The 12831-nt window shown below is 64.4% G+C and carries 13 protein-coding genes; 2 read left to right on the top strand and 11 right to left on the bottom strand.

Annotated features, from left to right (window positions below):
• Positions 1-44: 44 nt before the first annotated feature.
• From JQ632_RS15535 to JQ632_RS15500, 8 genes are all read right to left on the bottom strand, one after another.
• Complete coding sequence (locus JQ632_RS15535; RefSeq protein ID WP_212403411.1) at positions 45-857, bottom strand: enoyl-CoA hydratase; 813 nt, start codon at positions 855-857, stop codon at positions 45-47.
• A gap of 32 nt (positions 858-889) precedes the next feature.
• Positions 890-1393: a nuclear transport factor 2 family protein gene (locus tag JQ632_RS15530; RefSeq protein WP_212403409.1), complete on the bottom strand. Its 504-nt coding sequence runs from the start codon at positions 1391-1393 to the stop codon at positions 890-892.
• Between the two features lie 101 nt (positions 1394-1494).
• Positions 1495-2292, bottom strand: coding sequence for a glutamine amidotransferase (locus tag JQ632_RS15525; RefSeq protein ID WP_212403407.1), 798 nt, complete (start codon positions 2290-2292; stop codon positions 1495-1497).
• A gap of 174 nt (positions 2293-2466) precedes the next feature.
• Entirely contained in the window at positions 2467-3246 is a 780-nt protein-coding gene (locus JQ632_RS15520; protein ID WP_212403405.1) for an SDR family oxidoreductase, read from the bottom strand.
• A 226-nt stretch (positions 3247-3472) separates the two neighbouring features.
• Positions 3473-3961, bottom strand: coding sequence for a TerB family tellurite resistance protein (locus JQ632_RS15515; protein ID WP_212403403.1), 489 nt, complete (start codon positions 3959-3961; stop codon positions 3473-3475).
• 140 nt (positions 3962-4101) lie between these two features.
• The gene (locus JQ632_RS15510; protein ID WP_212403401.1) at positions 4102-5514 is read right to left on the bottom strand and encodes an adenylate/guanylate cyclase domain-containing protein; all 1413 of its coding nucleotides are present in this window, start codon (positions 5512-5514) and stop codon (positions 4102-4104) included.
• Between the two features lie 50 nt (positions 5515-5564).
• On the bottom strand, positions 5565-6953 hold the full coding sequence (locus JQ632_RS15505; protein WP_212403399.1) for a cytochrome P450: 1389 nt from the start codon (positions 6951-6953) through the stop codon (positions 5565-5567).
• A 36-nt stretch (positions 6954-6989) separates the two neighbouring features.
• Positions 6990-8354 (bottom strand): hydrolase, encoded by a 1365-nt coding sequence (locus JQ632_RS15500; RefSeq protein ID WP_212403397.1) that lies wholly within the window; start codon positions 8352-8354, stop codon positions 6990-6992.
• Positions 8355-8516: 162 nt separating this feature from the next.
• Between JQ632_RS15500 and JQ632_RS15495 the strand changes: the two genes are divergently transcribed.
• Entirely contained in the window at positions 8517-10199 is a 1683-nt protein-coding gene (locus tag JQ632_RS15495) for an MFS transporter (RefSeq protein WP_212403395.1), read from the top strand.
• A 104-nt stretch (positions 10200-10303) separates the two neighbouring features.
• Here the strand turns inward: JQ632_RS15495 and JQ632_RS15490 are convergent, their stop codons facing one another.
• Positions 10304-10513, bottom strand: a complete 210-nt coding sequence (locus JQ632_RS15490) for a hypothetical protein (protein WP_212403393.1) — start codon at positions 10511-10513, stop codon at positions 10304-10306.
• A gap of 155 nt (positions 10514-10668) precedes the next feature.
• Positions 10669-10965: a hypothetical protein gene (locus JQ632_RS15485; RefSeq protein ID WP_212403391.1), complete on the bottom strand. Its 297-nt coding sequence runs from the start codon at positions 10963-10965 to the stop codon at positions 10669-10671.
• A 252-nt stretch (positions 10966-11217) separates the two neighbouring features.
• On the opposite strand from JQ632_RS15485, the gene JQ632_RS15480 reads away from it, so the two are divergent.
• Entirely contained in the window at positions 11218-12270 is a 1053-nt protein-coding gene (locus JQ632_RS15480; RefSeq protein ID WP_212403390.1) for a polysaccharide deacetylase family protein, read from the top strand.
• An 80-nt stretch (positions 12271-12350) separates the two neighbouring features.
• Here JQ632_RS15480 and JQ632_RS15475 read toward each other — a convergent pair whose 3' ends face one another.
• A complete protein-coding gene (locus JQ632_RS15475) occupies positions 12351-12755 on the bottom strand; it encodes a hypothetical protein (RefSeq protein WP_212403388.1) in 405 nt (134 codons plus the stop codon).
• Between the last annotated feature and the right edge of the window lie 76 nt (positions 12756-12831).

The following is a 12831-nucleotide window of genomic DNA, read 5'->3' as shown; positions in this document are numbered from 1 at the left end:
GCCCGCAGGGCGAAGACGGACTAAGGCCTCCCCGCCGAGCTCCCCTACTTCCCCGTAAACCTTGGCGGCCGCTTCTCCATAAAGCTCGCCACGCCTTCCCGGAAATCGCTACCGTTCAGCGCGACCATCATTTCCCGGTTGGCCTCGATCGTGGCCTCCCCGAGCGTCTGGAACGGCACCTCGTAGAGCTGGCGCTTGATCACGGCCATGGCGCTAGGCGAGACGAAATCGGCGAGGTCGCGGGCATAGGCATAGGTCTCCTCGCGCAGCTTCTCGGGCGGACAGAGCCGGTTGACGAGGCCGATCCGCAGCGCTTCCTCGCTGGAGACGCGCCGCGCCGACATCAAGAGATCGAGCGCATTGGCATGGCCGACGATGCGCGGCAGCATCCAGCTGATGCCGTGCTCGGCGATCAGTCCGCGCCGCGCGAAGGCGGTGGTGAAGACGGTGTTGTCAGCCGCGAAGCGCAGGTCGCAATAGAGCGCGTGCACCAGCCCGATGCCGGCGGTCGCACCGTTGAGCATGGCGATGACGGGCTTGCCGATCGAGGGATAATAGCCGTAGCGCGTCTGCCAGTCCGACCGGCGGTTCATGTCGAAGGACGGCAGGCTCGCGGCACGCCTGATGTCGTTGGGGTCGAGCCCCTTCAGCGCATCCATGTCGGCGCCGGCGCAGAAGGCGCGGCCTGCGCCGGTGATGATGATGACGCGGACATTGTCGTCGGCCGCTGCCGCCTCCATCGCGTGGCGGACGTCCCTCTCCATGATCGGCGTCCACGCATTCATGCGGTCGGGACGGTTCAGCGTGATGGTCGCGATCTTCTCGGCTACATCATAGAGGATGTGTTCGTAGCTCACGGCGCTCTCTCCCTTGTGTTCTTGTTGTCAGCTTAGCTCTTTGCGCGCGAGCCCCTGGGACGCGCGAGATAGGCCTGCGTTTCCGGCCGCTCGTTCAGCCAGCCGCTCCAGCGTGAAAACACTTTTGCCATGCGTGCGGGCTCGACACCGAGCTGCGCCATCGCGACGCCGCCATTGACGGATTCGCGGTACTCCGCGATCAGGCCGTCGCGAATGATGAAGCGGCTCATGCCGTCGATGACGACGCGCTTGCCCTGGAATTGCGGGATGGTCGAGGTGAAGCTCGACAGCGACCAGGCATAGCCTTGATGGCCGTCGAAGACGGGATCGAACATCTCCCAGCGATAGTCGGTGGCATCGCGGTGAAACAGGCCCTGCATCATGTGCGCGATATCGGCGCGGCCGCGATGCGGGCCGTAGATGTAGTCGTAGTAGACGCCGTCTTCGGTAAAATGCTGCGCAAATCGGGCGCCGTCGCCGGACTCCGCCGAGTGCGTGAACGCGTCGAGCAGTTTTGCGAAATCCTCGCCTGTCATGGGGTCTCCCTCACGCATGCCTCTTCCGGGCTGCTTGTGGCGATGACCCTAACACATCTGCGGATTTGGCAAGGACTATGGCGAGCGGCGAGGTGCCGCGACTATTCTGCGGCCTGTGCCAGCACGGGCCGGCAGGCCAGCCAACCGTCGACGAATTGCTTCAGCCAGGCACGTTCCACGACGTCGTAGACGGCACGGTCCGCAAAGTGATGATGACGCGCCCGTGCGCCGGGTGCGCCAAAGCCGTCATAGCCGCGTGTGGTCCAGCAATGCATCATCGCGTAGGTCACGTCGGGATGAAACTGGAAGCCGAAGGCATTGCCGGCGCGAAACGCCTGCACCGGAAAGTCATCGCCCTCAGCGAGCAGCTCGGCTCCGGCCGGCAGCTCAAAACCTTCACGGTGCCAGTGATAGACCTGATCCGGCCAATTCGGACACAGCGTGTGGCCCGCCCGTGTGGGGCGGATCGGATAATAGCCGATCTGGGCGAGCGCCTCGGGATGCGGCGCGACGCGCGCACCGAGTTGCTTGGCGAGCATCTGCGCGCCGAGGCAGATGCCGAGGAACGGCCGTTGTTCACGGAGCGGAATTTCGATCCAGTCGATCTCGCGACGAACGTAATCGTCGGAATCGTTGGCGCTCATCGGCCCGCCAAAAATCACGGCGCCGGCGTGGCGCTCGAGCGTGTCGGGCAAGGGATCGCCGAAGCGCGGGCGGCGGATGTCGAGCCGGTGGCCGAGTGCATGCAGCGCATTGCCGACGCGGCCGGGCGTGGAGGATTCCTGATGCAGGACGATGAGGACCGGCAAAGGCTCGCGGTGAGCGGCGGTCGCGCCCGGCGTCCTTCGAGGGAAGGGCACCAGATTTGCGCCACCAACGCTGAGAGACCGGAACGACATTGCCTTTCCGAAAGCTGATTCCTGACCGCCAGCATAACTAAGCGATCGTTAATTTCGTGTGAGTTCGCGCACACATGGTTTGCAAAGCAAACCCCGGGCCAATGCGGGGATTTTTGCGCCTAAAGCGTTTCCCGGTGAAGTGGACACCGGTTCGCGTTCAAGAAAACGCGAAATCTAGCGCTTGCGCATCTGGAACCGGCCGACCGCATTAAGGATGAAGCCGCGCGGGAAGAAGCGGAGCAGGAACGGCACGATCTTGATGCCAAGACCGGGCAGCACTGCCCGTTTATTGGCCATCAGGCCGCGATAGGCGTCCCGTGCGACATCCGCAGCCGAAACGTTGAGGACTGCCGAATCAAATCCCGGCGCAAAACCCGCGCGCGCCTGAAACTCCGACGGCACGGGCCCCGGGCAAAGCACGGTAACGCGGACGCCACGCGGCCCGAGCTCACCGCGCAGCGCCTCCGTGAAGGAGATCACATAGGCCTTGGACGCGTAATAGACGGCCATTCCGGGGCCGGGCAGGAAGCCCGCGACCGAACCGACATTGAGGATTCCACCGCGATTCTTGACGAGCTGATCGGCAAAGCGGAGCGACAGATCGGTGAGCGCGCGGATATTGACGTCGATGATGCCGAGCTGCTCCGCGCGGTCGCGCTTGGTTGCCTCACCGAATACGCCGAAGCCGGCATTGTTGACGAGATTATCGAGCTCGACACCTTCAGCCGCGAGCGCAGCCGCGATCTTGTCGCCGGCACTGCTGTCCCCAAGATCGCAGGCTATCACGATCGGCCTGGTGCCGCCCTTGGCGGCAATCTCGTTCGCCAGCGCTTCCAGCCGGTCGGCACGGCGCGCGGTCAGAACCAGACGATGGCCGTTCGCGGCAAACACACGCGCCAGCTCCGCGCCGATGCCCGCCGAGGCGCCGGTAATCAGCGTCACACGCTCAGTCACGATGGAAGTCTCTTGAATGCAAGCAAATTGGAAGGAAACAAAACCGACGAGAGCATAGGCGTTGCGAACGACGCAAGCCGTCCCACCGCATGGCGCCGTGAGCAGCGGATAGGACGTGCAGGAAAATGCCCTGTTTTGCAGGGCTCTTCCATTGCCCGGCAATCGTCAGAAACATTAAAGTTTTGTCATGTCGGCGATGCACGCCCCGGTCGCAGGGCGCGAGCGGTCAGCCGCCGGTAACGCTGTCCTTGACCTGGCCCGTGCGACGGTTGGCAACGATGTGCTTCAGATCGATCCGGTCCCGCTGCGACACGGCGAGGAGATCGGAGGCACGCCAGACGACATTGTCCTCGAACTCGGTGACATGGCCGTCGGCGTAGACCAGCTCCCACATCATCTCGACGATGCGCTTGCGGCCCTCTTCGTCGACCGCGCGCATGATGATGCTGGTGAAGCGATAGAGGTCGACGGCGTCGCCTTCGACTTCCGTCGCAGATGCAATCAGACGGTCGGCCGTGCCGCGGTCCAGACCGAAATGGCTTTCGATCAGGCCGTGCAGCTTGCGCTTCTCGGTCGGTGTCGGCTCGCCGTCGAGCGAGATCACGTGGATGAGCAACGCGGTGGCGGCCAGACGATAATCGCTATCGCCGAAGGCACGTTCCTGCGCCTGAGGGGAAACGATGTCGGAGATGAATTGGCGCAATCCGTCGAGCATTACGTCCTGCCGAGTCCGATGATGGGGGGTGCCGCGAGGGCGGCTTCGACTAGCTCTTATATGAGCGTGAAACCCAACCGGCGCAATGTGCGTCAGGTCCGCGCGCTGCATTACGTTTCGGCAATCTGGACGATGTCGCACTACGGTATTTCGTACACCACCATCTTGTCGGCGATGCCGCGCAGCGCGGCCTGCTTCTGGATCGGCCTGATCGAACGCTGCTCGAGAATCTCGGCCACGGCCGGCGCGTCGAGCACGGGGCCGGTGATGTGGATCTCCTGCGCCGTCGACAGGCTCTGCACGCGCGCGGCGATGTTGACGGTCTGGCCAAAGTAGTCCTGCCGCTCGTTGAGCATGACGGCAAGGCACGGGCCTTCATGAATGCCGATCTTGACGATGAGATCGTCGGTGCCGCGCCGCTTGTTCAGCTCATCCATCGCGGCCCGCATCCTCAAGCCGGCGACGATCGCGTGCTCGGGACGGATGAACGTCGCCATCACGGCATCGCCGATGGTCTTCACGACCGCACCTTTCTCGGAGGCGATGATTTCCAAGAGCGCGTGGAAATGCGCCCGCACGAGGTCGAAGGCGGCGAGATCGCCGACGCGTTCGTAGAGCGCAGTCGAGCCCTTCAAATCCGTGAACAGGAAGGTCAGGGAAGTGATCTTCAGCCGCTGGTCGACGCTGAGATTGTCGGCCTTGAACACGTCGCGAAAGGTCTGGTTGGACAGCATCCGCTTCGCGGTAAGGAACGGTTTACGCTTGCCGATCAGATGATGCATCGCCTCGCCGGCGATGAAGACCGAGGGTAGCACGCGCTGGTCCGCCTGGTTGTCGAGCGACAGCCGCAATGGACCGGGGCGCATGGTCCGCGTGCCGCCGGTCGGCGTCGGTGTCTTGGTGTAGACCAGCGAGAGCTGCTGACGTTCCTTGGTCGGCTCACCCTGCACGTCGATGAACTGCGCGGAATGCGTCACCGGCTCGAAGATGATGATGAATTCTTTCGGCAGTTGCAGCGACAGCACCGCCTTCTCGCCCGCCGGCAGCTCAAGCGTATCGAGCGTCACCTCGTCGGCGAGCGTCGAAAAGCCCTCTACGTTGAAGTCGACGCCCGAGCTCCAGAAGATCTGCTTGTAATAGTCCCAAACCGGCAGCGTGTTGGGATCATGCGCCGCGATGCGTCGCACGCGCGGGCTGACGGTGAAGGCGACCTCGACCTGCTCGTCGACCGACGCCTCATAGCCGCAGGCGCACAGGCCGCAATGGTAGTCGTCGGGCTTGAGGGATTTCAGCGTCGAATGCGCGCCGAGAACGCCTCCGCAGCCCGGACACAGCACGTTCCAGGTCAGGTCGAACAGCCCGAGCCTCGACGAGTGAAGGAAACCGGAAATGACCTTCTCTTCGTCGAGCCCGCCCCGCTTGGCGAAGTCGATCGCGTTGATGCGGTTGAGTTCGGGATCGGCCCCCTTCTCCACAAGATGCTCGATAGCATCGGCCACCGTCGCATCCGCGGTCTGTCTCAGTAGCGCAAACTGAGCCTTGATATCACTCATGACAGTCCCTCTCGGGTGAGGATCGGGATAATTCCCGATCGGGCCTTCCGTCAGCGAGGCGTGATGGAAAACATCGGCGAATAGTCCGGCTGCGTCGTCACGACACCGACCGCCATCACCGGCTTCTTGTCGATCAGGTCAAAGCGGAATGCACCGACCAGCTTTGCGAGCGCAAGGGTCGCCTCGACGAGGGCGAATTGCGCGCCGATGCAGACGCGCGGCCCAACGCCGAACGGCAGATAGGCAAAACGGTCCGGCTGCGGCGCGCCCGGCATGAAGCGCGCCGGGATGAACGCATCCGGATCGGTCCAGAGCTTTTCGTGCCGATGCAGCAGCCAGGGCGAGATCAGGATGACGTCGCCCTTGCGCACCTGCTTGTCGCCGATGATGTCCGGCGCCGCCGCGGCGCGCGCGATCAGAAACACCGACGGATAGAGCCGCATGGTCTCGTCGATGACCGCGCGGGTGAATTTTAGCCGGTCGAGCTCAAGTGCGCCGGCGGCCATTGCGGTCTTCACCTCAGCGGCCACCTCATCCTGCGTCGCCGGATCGAGCGACAGCAAATAGAGCGCCCAGAACAGCGCGGTGGCAGTCGTCTCGTGACCGGCGAGGATCATGGTCGCGGCCTCGTCGCGCAATTGCTCCTCGGAGAATGCCGCGCCGGTCTCGGGATCGCGCGCAGCGTCGAGCAGATCAAACAGATCGCGCGGCGGCGCACCCTCCTGCTTGCCGATGGCGCGGCGCTCGGTCATGACCGTCGTCATGAACTCCATCCACCGCTTGCTGAAGCGCGCGCGGGCGAAATCCTGCGGGCTCGGCCAGCTCAACGGCAACAGCAGGTCGAGCGGATGAGGCCGCGCGAGCTTCTCGCCATACTCCATGATGAGCTCGCGCAGCGTCGTGCCGTGGCGTCCCATTTCGAAGGAGAACATGGTGCGGCCGGCGATCTCCAAGGTCATGCGCTGCATGGCGTCGCGCATGTCGACCGGTTGGCCGCCATTGGCCTTGAGTTTTTCGATCGCCTCGTCGACGCCGGCGATCATGTGCGGCACCAGCGTGGTGACGGCGCGCGGCGCGAAGGCCGGCGCCAGCGTGCGCCGCTGATGTTTCCAGGGTCGCCCTTCGGCGATCAGCACACCCTTGCCGAGGATCGGACGCAGCACGCGGATGCCCGGCGCGGTCCTGGTGTAGTTCTCGTAATTGTCCACCAGCACGTGCTTGATCGCGTCGGGCCGGTTGACGATGAAATTGCTGCGCAGGAAGAAGCGCGCCTGGATCAGATCTTCCTGATAGGCGCGCGGTCCCCAGGTGGAGATCACACTGTCGCGCATCGCCATGATCCGGCCGATCGTCCCCATGCCTTCGGGCGCACGGGGCGGGCTCGGCGGGACCAGGGGCCGACGTGCCACCGGTGCGTCATAGGCTTCGGCGATGCTCATGGCTCCCTCCGCGGCAGGCGCGCTGCAACAAAATAGCTAGTAAGTCAGTTCGACAACCGCAATCCTGTTCTCCTGGGCGGGCCAGGCCCGTGCCACAATCCGTTCTTCGTTGAACTCTGCCACAATGTTACGCCCGACGTCCGAGGCCGGAAGCCGCAGAGTGGCTGCCGAATCCGTGGGCACGCCCGGCTTGACGTCGGCCGGCTCCTTGCCGTCGAACAGCACGACGTCCCGCGGCAGGCCAAAATAGCCCCGCGGCCGCGACATGATCACGACCGCGCCGGCGCCGGCATCGGTCGGCCCGAGCGGGCGCGCAGCTCGAAGATGCACGACGTCGGACGAGCGCGGGAACGGCGAGCGATAGATATGCGTCGTCGGCGCGTCCTGTGAGGTCAGTACGAATTCGAGGAATGCGGTGGGATCGACCTGCACCGGCCCCCAGCGGCCGTCGGCCGCCGTCTTGCTGTTGTACAGCGGGTCGCCCCTGCGTTCACCAGTTTCGGGATCGACGCGGAAGACTTCGACCGTGGCACCAGCGACCGGACGATTGGTCGGCGTACCGCCGGGCATCCCGGTCACCAGGCCGCTCAGCTTGACACTCGCCTCCGGCTTGATGGCAATGCGCGCCGGCTCGCGTCCCGCGATGAACTTGTAGATCTCGCGGAATGCGCGTGGATGAAACGCGACCTCGCGGTGATCGAGCGTGCCAAGAACGAGGTTCGTGGCGCCCTTCAGCTCCGGACCCTCGACCGTGACGTTGGTCGGCACGCCGGGCCGACCGATGAACCGGCCGTCCGCTTGCGCGTATTTGTCCATGCCGTCACTGCGCAGCGTGAGGAACGCAGGCCCCGGCGTCACTTCGCTCTCGCCTTCGTTGAGCGCGCGCAGGAACGCCCCACGGCCGTTGAACTCGTTGCCCGGCGCGTCGTCGGTGGCAAAGACGCCGTGATTGGGCGTGCCACAGAGAATGGCGTGGCTGACATCGGCCGCGCCGCCATTCTTGATGACGTTGCGGATCGAGTTGCCACCGCGCGAGCTGCCGACCAGCGCTACGCGTGCCGCGCCGGTGCGACGCTTCAGTTCGGCGATCGCCGCCGCGAGCTCGCGGCGCTGGTCCTCGGATGAGGATCGATCCGGCTGCTCGACCTTGTCGTCGCTGCGCGCATTCGGATTGGTGAAATTGAGCGCCATCATGCGCTCGCGCGCGATGCCGTTCGATTCCATCCGCCACAGGGTCGTCATCCAGAGCGCGTCGTAGTCGCCATTGCCATGGACGAACAGGATCGGCGGCACCTCACCGGGCGGGGGTGCAGTCTGCGCCCACGCCACCGTGCCGAACTTCGCAGTCGCGAAAGGCAGGGCGCTCGCGCCCAGCAAGATCGTCCGTCGCGACAGTTTCATCGTGTTCCTCCCTGGCTTCTCAAGCGTTCAAAACCTGTCCGCTGCGTCGCTTATAGCCGCCTAAACACTGGACAGCGAAGGACTTTCGCAGGCATCACTTGAACCTGGAATTTTGGACCTGGAATCGTCGAACCGCTGTTAGCAGCCTGCGTGGAAGGGGATATGACCGAGCAGCCGAAACGCCCGAGATCCGACGGGATCACCGCCCCGCTGCGGTACACCGTGTTCCGGCGCATCTGGCTCGCCAGCCTGCTCTCCAATCTCGGGCTCCTGATCCAGGGCGTGGGCGCGGCCTGGGCGATGACGCAGATGGCGGCCTCGGCGGACAAGGTGGCGCTGGTGCAGACCGCGCTGATGCTGCCGATCATGCTGATCTCGATGCCGGCCGGCGCCATCGCCGACATGTATGACCGGCGCATCGTGACGCTGGTCTCGCTCTCGATCGCGCTGATCGGCGCGACCGCACTCACCGTGCTCGCCTGGCTCAAGCTGATCACCCCGGAAACCCTGCTCGCCTTCTGCTTCATCGTCGGAAGCGGCAATGCGCTGTTCGGCCCGGCCTGGCAATCCTCGGTCAGCGAGCAGGTGCCGCCGGATGCGCTGCCCTCGGCGGTGGCGCTGAACGGCATCAGCTACAACATCGCGCGCAGCTTTGGCCCCGCGATCGGCGGCGTCATCGTCGCGTCCCTGGGTGCCGTGGCGGCCTTCGCCGCCAACGCGATTCTCTATCTGCCGCTATTCGCTGTGCTGATCCTGTGGCGGCGCACCACCGAACCCTCGCGCCTTCCGCGGGAGAAGCTCAACCGGGCGATGGTCTCCGGCTTTCGCTACATCACCAACTCTCCACCGATCAAGATCGTGCTGACGCGCACGCTGGTGATGGGCCTGATCGGCGGCGCCGTCATGGCGCTGATGCCGCTGATCGCACGCGATCTCCTGCATGGCGGCGCGCAGACCTACGGCATCCTGCTGGGCGCGTTCGGCATGGGCGCAGTGGTCGGCGCGCTCAACATCCACGAGGTGCGCAAGCGCATGAGCGGCGAATCGGCGATCCGCGCCTGCACGATCTCGATGGCCTTTGCGATGGCTGCACTCGCGATCAGCAAGGAGCCGGTGTTGACGGCGGCAGCCCTCGTGCTGGCCGGCGCGGTCTGGATGGCCGCGGTGGCGCTGTTCAACATCGGCGTGCAGCTCTCCGCGCCGCGTTGGGTGGCGGGACGCTCGCTCGCGGCGTTTCAGGCCGCAATCGCCGGCGGTATTGCGATCGGCGCCTGGGGCTGGGGTCACCTCACCGACTATGTCGGCGTCGAATACGCGCTGCTCGTTGCGGCCGGAACGATGCTGCTCTCGCCGCTGGTCGGACTCTGGCTCGCCATGCCCCGCGTCGGCGCGCGCAATGAGGATGCCGAGGTGCTGGCCGATCCCGAAGTCAAGCTGTCGCTGACCGGGCGCAGCGGGCCGCTGGTGGTCGAGATCGAGTATCGTGTCAGCCAAGAGAACGCGCGCGCCTTCCACAATGTGATGCAGGACGTGCAGCTCTCCAGGCAGCGCAACGGCGCCTATGGCTGGTCGATCGCGCGCGACATCGCCGACCCCGAATTGTGGACCGAGCGCTATCATTGCCCGACATGGCTGGATTACCTGCGTCAACGCAATCGCTCGACGCAGTCCGAGCGCGCGCTGCATCAGCAGGCGATCGCTTTTCACATCGGACCCGAGCCGGTGCGGATCCGTCGCATGCTGGAGCGTCCGTTCGGCTCGGTGCGCTGGAACGAGGGAACGCCGGACCCCGCCGCAGGCGAGGTGCTGCCGGTGGTCGCGACCGCCGCGGGAAGCAGCACGTAGCTGTTGCGCGTGTAGCCCGCATGAGCGTTAGCGACATGCGGGGCTAGCGTCCCGGATATCGCTGCGCTCATCTGGGCTACAATCCCTTGACGCGGTGGGGAAGCCTACTGCCCGTGCTCGGTCAGCACCTTGTCGCACGCCTTGCTCAGGCGCGGGCGATTCTGCTTGAGGCACGACAACACGGCCATGTCGCCATTGTTCATCACGGCACGGCAGAAGCGCGAGACGTCGCGCGCGCAGGCATCATGCCCCTGCTGCGCTGATGCGCTCGATGCAACAAGAATAAAGGGAACGACAAAAAGAAATCTGGTCATCGCGTGACGCCTCTTACCCGGATAATAGGCGGGCGAAGCTAGAGCGACGGTTCCATCACCGCAACGACTTTTGTGAAAGCGTTGATCTTGGGCGAGTGGCCCCGGCTTGCGCCGGGGCACTTGCACCAAGGGAGGAAGCTCGGAGAACAGACGTCTTACTTGGCGCTCTCGTTGGCGTCGGCAACCTTGCGGGTCGCACCCTTGGCAAGATCCTTGTCCATCACGGCGCGGCAGCCGGGGCTGAGGTCAGCGCGGTGCTTCATCATGCAGGCGGTGATCTTCGGGATGTTGGGGATTTCCGACGAGCACAGGCGGAAAGCGTCGCCGGTGCACATCTGCTGCGCTTCGGCGGTGTAGGCGAAGCTGGAGGTCGAGGAGATGATCGAAACCAGGGCGGCAAAGCCCAGGGCCAGGCTGGAGTCGCGGATCTTGGCAATCAGAGACGTATTCATTTGAAGCTCCCATTGGCGCCGCGTCTCGCGGGCCCGTTGTTAATGGGAACTACGATGCTCCATGAAAACCGTTTCCACTGTGATGACTGTCACGGGCGACCCCCGGATTGTGACGTCAGTCACATAAGCGAACCCGCCTGAAATTCCTCCGCAATCGCCGTCGTGTTGGTGTCACGTTAACTGTTCCTTCGCATTAATGGCTGGGCGCGAGGGAAAAGCGCTTGTTTGGTTGCGTAATTGGAAAGAATAGCGATGCGTAATGCGTTGGGCCTGATGCTGGCCAGTGTGATTGCGGCGGTCGTGATCGCCGGAGGTTGGTTCTTCTATTCCTCGCGCGCCGAAACGGGCGCTCCCCAAACCACAGCCGCGCGCAAGCCCGATCCGGCGCCGGCAAAACTCTCCGCCAAGGACGACGTCGAAGTCACGGCGGCACTGTCCGGCAAGCAGGTCGCAGCGGCCGCACCGCCTCCGCCGCCCGCGCCTCCGCCGGCCCCCGTCGCGCAAAAGCCGGCCTGCGCCAATCCGAATGCGCTCGGCGTTTCCCGCGTGGTCGAGATCGACACCACCGGCGGCCCCGGCTTCGGCTTCGATCATTTCAAGCAGTTCGATTTCCTCACCGAGAAGGAAGTTGTGCTGACCTTCGACGACGGTCCGTGGCCGAACAACACGCCCGCCGTGCTGAAGGCGCTCGCTGACGAATGCACGAAAGGCCTGTTCTTCTCGGTCGGCAAGCATGCGACCTATCATCCGGAAATCCTGCGCCAGGTGCTCGCACAGGGCCACACCGTCGGCACTCACACCTGGTCGCACGTCAACCTGAACGGCAAGAAGATGACGGAGCAGCAGGCCAAGGACGAAGTCGAGAAGGGTTTTAGCGCGGTGAAGTACGCGCTCGGCACCAACCCGGCGCCGTTCTTCCGCTTCCCGCAGCTTCAGCACAATCCGGCGATCGTGAACTATTTCGGCACCCGCAACGTCGCGATGTTCTCGACCGACATCGACTCCTTCGACTTCAGGAAGGGTGCCACGCCGGAGAAGATCGTCGAGACCGTGATGACGAGGCTCGACAAGCTCGGCAAGGGCATCATCCTGATGCACGACTTCCAGAAACACACCGGCGAAGCGCTGCCGACACTGCTCGCGCGCCTCAAGGCCGGCGGCTACAAGGTCGTGCAGATGAAGGCCAAGACGATCTTTCAGACGCTGCCCGAATATGACGAGGCCCTGCTCAAGGACCTCAAAGTGCCGACTGCTGCAACGAACGCCCGCCCGATCTCGAGCGTGGTGCAGACGGTCTCGCAGTAGCGCGTCAAATCAGCGCATAGATGCGTCATGGCCGGGCTCCCGCCCGGCCATTGTCGTTTCAGGGAGAGTGCGCGCAGGCCTTACCAGTAGATGCCGTGACGATGCAGCTCGCTGATGATCCTCCGCTCCGTCCAGATGGTCTTGTGCTTCGGTTTGCTCGCCTTTGCAGTCGTCTTGACCGTGGTCTGGGTAGCCGGCTGGGTCGTAGTGGTGGTGGCGACCTGGGTCTGCGTGGCCGCAGGCGCTGAATTCGTGGTCGTGGCGGCGACAAGCGCCGGGGTCGAGACCGCGGACGGCCGCTCGACATAGGCCGGCGTTGCGGCGGGCTTGGCCGCATCGGTCGACTGCGCCACCGCCATGTTGGTCGTGGCCGGCTGCGCGGCGGCCGGCTCGTTGGCCGAAGCCAGCGACAGGCTGCGGGGGCCGGCGGCCTCGGCGGACGCCGAGGCGAGAACCAGGGCGGCAATCAGAAGGATTTTGCGCATCGTGTGGCTCCCGTTTTCGGCGTGGCCGGAAGCTAGGAGAAGTGGGCGCGCGGTTATGTGATGTGGATCACGCAAG

It is taken from the genome of Bradyrhizobium liaoningense, from assembly GCF_018130955.1.
Lineage (GTDB): Bacteria > Pseudomonadota > Alphaproteobacteria > Rhizobiales > Xanthobacteraceae > Bradyrhizobium > Bradyrhizobium liaoningense_C.
This window is presented reverse-complemented; position numbering and strand designations above follow the sequence as displayed.